Origin of the sequence: Aquabacterium sp., assembly GCF_035476535.1 — a bacterium.
In the GTDB taxonomy this organism is placed as follows: Bacteria; Pseudomonadota; Gammaproteobacteria; order Burkholderiales; family Burkholderiaceae_C; genus Pseudaquabacterium.
The window spans coordinates 1-4,279 of record NZ_DATILJ010000286.1 but is presented as its reverse complement, the minus strand read 5'-3'; the positions used below and the strand labels follow the sequence as shown (position 1 = coordinate 4,279).

At 67.2% G+C, this 4,279-nt stretch carries 5 protein-coding genes; all 5 read left to right on the top strand.

What is annotated here, in order from left to right; all coding sequences use genetic code 11:
• The coding region (locus VLK61_RS28020; protein WP_325426258.1) for a PAS domain-containing sensor histidine kinase at positions 1–1,170 on the top strand (1,170 nt) is incomplete at its 5' end.
• A 30-nt stretch (positions 1,171–1,200) separates the two neighbouring features.
• A complete protein-coding gene (locus VLK61_RS28015; RefSeq protein ID WP_325426256.1) occupies positions 1,201–1,824 on the top strand; it encodes a response regulator transcription factor in 624 nt (207 codons plus the stop codon).
• A 130-nt stretch (positions 1,825–1,954) separates the two neighbouring features.
• Positions 1,955–3,364, top strand: a complete 1,410-nt coding sequence (locus VLK61_RS28010; RefSeq protein ID WP_325426254.1) for an ISKra4 family transposase — start codon at positions 1,955–1,957, stop codon at positions 3,362–3,364.
• 21 nt (positions 3,365–3,385) lie between these two features.
• Positions 3,386–3,787: a DUF932 domain-containing protein gene (locus tag VLK61_RS28005; protein WP_325426260.1), complete on the top strand. Its 402-nt coding sequence runs from the start codon at positions 3,386–3,388 to the stop codon at positions 3,785–3,787.
• Positions 3,788–3,865: 78 nt separating this feature from the next.
• Complete coding sequence (locus VLK61_RS28000) at positions 3,866–4,258, top strand: DUF7673 family protein (protein WP_325426252.1); 393 nt, start codon at positions 3,866–3,868, stop codon at positions 4,256–4,258.
• The last annotated feature ends 21 nt before the right edge of the window (positions 4,259–4,279 follow it).

Genomic DNA, 4,279 nt, shown 5'->3' with positions numbered 1-4,279 from the left:
CTGTTCCAGATCTTCGTCTCCCGCGCCGCGGCCGAACTGCGCCGCAAGCGTGCCGAGGATGTGCTGCGCGCCAGCGAAGCGAACTACCGGCTGCTGGTGGAGCACCAGACCGACGTGATCGTGCAGTACGACGCGCAGCGGCGACTGCTGTTCGCCAGCCCGTCCTTCTGCCGGCTGTTCGGCGTGGCCGAGGATGCGTTGCTGGGCAGCACCTACCGGCCGCCGGTGGCCGACGACGACCACCCGCGCTTTGCCGCCGCCTGGGGTGCACTGCAGGTGCCGCCGCATGAAAGCCACTTTGAGGAGCGCGTGGCCACCGCCGAGGGCTGGCGCTGCCTGGCCTGGTCGCAAAAAGCCAGGCTGAACGACGCCGGCGTGCTCGTCGCGGTGGTGGCGGTCGGGCGTGATGTTACGGATCGGCTGCGCGCCGAGGAACAGGGGCGCCAGCACCTGCAACAGCTGGCCCACGTCGGCCGGCTCAGCGCGATGGGCGAGATGGCCTCGGCGATCGCCCACGAGATCAACCAACCGCTGACTGCCGTGCGCACCTACGCGCAGGCAAGCCAGCGGTTGCTGGCCGCAGGGGCCGCGCCAGCCGAGCTGTCCGACACCCTGGGCCGCATCGCGACGCAGGCCGAGCGCGCCAGCGAGATCATTCGCCGCCTGCGCGGCTTCCTGGCGCGCGACGAGGTGCGCACGTTGCCGGTGGAGCCGAACTACATCGTCAGCGAGGTGATCGGACTGGCCCGTGCCGATGCCACGCAATGCGGTGTGCAGTTGGTGGCCGAACTGGCCGAGGTGCTGCCGCGGGTCGATGTGGACTGCATCCAGATCGAGCAGGTGCTGCTCAACCTGGTGCGCAACGGCATCGAGGCGATGCAGCAGGCCGACAGTGCCGAGCGCATCCTGCGCATCCGCACGTGCTTGCACGAGGGCGCCGTGCTGCTATCGGTCAAAGACAGCGGCCCGGGCGTGGCGGCCGACGTGGCGGCGTCGATCTTCGATGCCTTCGTGTCGCACAAGCCCGGCGGCATGGGCATCGGGCTGGCCATCAGCCGTTCGATCGCCGAAGCCCACCAGGGGCGGTTGTGGCTGGCCGACAGCGATGACCCCGGCGCGGTACCGCCCGGCGCGCTGTTCCACCTGAGCCTGCCGGCAATGCCACACTGATCGCGAAAACTCTCGGCGAAGGACCTGAGGATGAACGACCCATTGATCCACATCGTTGACGACGAGGCCGACGTGCGCGATGCAGTTGCCATGCTGCTGCGCTCGGTCGGTCTGGCGAGCGCGCAGTACGGTTCGGCGCAGCAGTTCCTGAGCGATTACCGGCCAGGCCGGCCGGGCTGCCTGCTGCTGGACGTGCGGTTGCCGGGCCTGAACGGGCTGGACCTGCAGTCGCGCCTGGCAGCCTCGGGCTTCACGCTGCCGATCATTGTCATGAGCGGTCACGGCGACATCCAGATGGCCGTGCGGGCGATGCGCGCGGGCGCGCTCGATTTCATCGAGAAGCCGTTTCACGATCAGGCGCTGCTGGACCGCGTGCATGAGGCAATCGAACGCTCGTCGCAGCATCAGGACGATGCCGGCGAGCGCAGCGTGCTCGAGCGCCGCCACGGCAGCCTGACCGAGCGCGAGAAGGAGGTGATGGCCAGCATCGTCGACGGCCGGCCGAACAAGCTGATCGCCGACGCTCTGGGGCTGTCGATCCGCACCGTCGAGACGCACCGCGCGCACATCATGGAGAAGATGATGGCCAGTTCGCTGTCGCACCTGGTGCGCATGGCGATCGCGGTCGGCGCGGGCCCGGTCGCCAAGCGCTGACGACCGAGCCGCAGTGCAGGCGCCCGCCAAGCCCTGCCGTGAAGGAGAGCGGGCCAAAGTGGGGGCAAACCTCGGGTGGTCCGTTGCAGATCAGAATCTGCGCACACCGATGCGCTTGCGGAGGCCTGCCATGCAGATGATCATCGAAGCTCGACTTGTGGACGATCTGGGCGGAACCGAGCCGGTGCGCCTTGCTGTCATTGATCGCGAGTTGACCACGAGCCCACTTGGGCTGTCGCTGGCCGAGGGCAAGGGATTGCTGGCGGCCGCTCAACAGTACTTTGTCGACCAGCAGTCTCAGGGAATCGCCGCGGCGCATGCAGTGTGCGAGCAATGTGAACGCCGGCTGAGTATCAAGGGGTGGCACCAGCGGCAAATGCGAACGGTCTTCGGTCGCGTGACGGTCAGCAGCCCACGGGTGCGCGTCTGTGCATGCGCAAACAGGCGTCCAGGGGCCTCGTTCAGCCCGTTGACACTGCTGGTGCCGAGCAGGGTGACGCCGGAGCTCGAGTACCTTCAGGTGAAGTGGGCTGCCCACCTGCCGTTCGCAGCGGCAAGCAAGCTGCTGGCCGAGGTCTTGCCCATCAATGAGTCGCTCTCCGTCAGTGGCATGAAGCGACGTGTTCGGGCGGTGGGCGCTGCGTTGGAGCGCGGATCCAGCGCCGTTCCCATCGCCACCGCTGCAGCGACGGCCGCTGATGAGGAGGACGCGACGCCCCGTCCGTCGCTGACAGCCCTGGCGGTGGACTCCGCATGGCTCAGGCACTGCGACCCACCTCGTCGGCAGGGGCGGCACGTAAACCTCGTTGCCGGGCGTGCTTGCTTCGAAGGTGGCAGCACGTGGGTGTATGCCTACGTGCACAACCAGGTCGCTTCAGCAGCGGGCCGTCTTGACGAGTTTCTGGCCGCCAGCGGTGTAGACCCCGCTGCTCGCGTGACGATTCTGACCGACGGGGCGGGGGAGTTCGAGAAGGCCGCGAAGGGATGCGCGCAGCCGATCTGCCAGATCTTGGACTGGTTCCATATCGCGATGAAGTTCAAGGCAGCCCAACGCTCGGTATTCGGCTGCAAAGCGATCGACTTCCTTGAGCGAGTGGCGATTGAGACCGAGATTGAACACGCCAAGTGGCTGGTGTGGCACGGCAAGGCCAACAAGGCCGTCGCGCGATTGAAGGCCTTGGACGCTGCGCTGACGCAGCGCCCCGGCTACGAAGACATGACGCTGTGGTGGAACCTTCAGGGCGTCGCCGGCTACATTCACAACAATCGCGGTCTGGTCAACTACGCTCGGCGCTATCACAAGGGGCTTCCGATCAGCAGCTCCATCGCAGAGTCGGCGGTCAACCAAGTGGTCAGCCTGCGAATGGCCAAGCACCGCCAGATGCGCTGGTCAGACCATGGCGCACACCTGCTGGCCCAGGTGCGGGTGCACGATATCAACGGCGAGTTGCGGCCACGCGCCGTACCCGTGCCACTTCGGCCACCCAAACCGCAGCACGATCCCCGGTGGGACGCGTACTTGATGCGCAAGGCAGCGTAGCCCCCGCTTTGGCCCGCTCTCATCGAAGGCGCCTTCCGCGTGCTCGACGAATTCGACGCGGTGGAGGAGCACACCGAGGCGATGAAGGCGCTGCAGCTTCAAGCGCCGGAGGAGATCGCTTTTGCGACGGCCGCCCTGGCGCTGCGCTTCGGAGAGCGCACCGTCGAGCAGCTCGGTGGCCACCTGCCCGCACCGGTCACCGCCGAGCAGCTGATCGAAGCGCGCCGGCCCGAGGACCTGGGTCATAGCCTGTGGACGACGTTCCAGCGCGTGCAGGAGAACGTGATCAGCGGTGGTCAGCCTGGCCGCAGCGCGCAGGGGCGTCGGCTGCAGACCCGGCCGGTGGCCAGCATCGACCGTGGCGTGAGCCTGAACCGGGCGCTGTGGATGCTGGCCGAGGAGATGCGCAAGCTCAAAGCCTGAGCCCGAAGGCCGCACGCGCTGGATTCGGCCTCGAATCCAGCGCGACCACAGCCGCGCACCGACCGGACGATCGGTGTGATGCCGGCTGCAGCCGCTGCGCATGGAGGTTATGGGATGAAAACGTCAACCGAAACGCTCGATGGAATGGATGTGTTCGCAGCCCGCGCGGACGATGCAACGCGGAAGGGCGCTCAGGCCTTCGCCCGCCTGCTGCAGCTCGCCGAAACCCGCGATTCCGGCCAGATCGCGCGCATCGCCCGCTTCATCGCGGCCACCTACAACGGCCAGGCCTTCGCGCTGGATCCATTCGAACTCCGCGCTGTCGACATCGCGATCAGCGACGACATACTGTGCTGCCTCGACGCACTGCGCTGGGGCCGTGCCGATCTGTACACGCTGGTTCCCGACGGCGATGCGAGGGTGCGCGCGGTCATCGACCGCTGGGGCCTGCGCTGGCCCGACGACATGTGATGAAGATGTCGAATCAAGGCC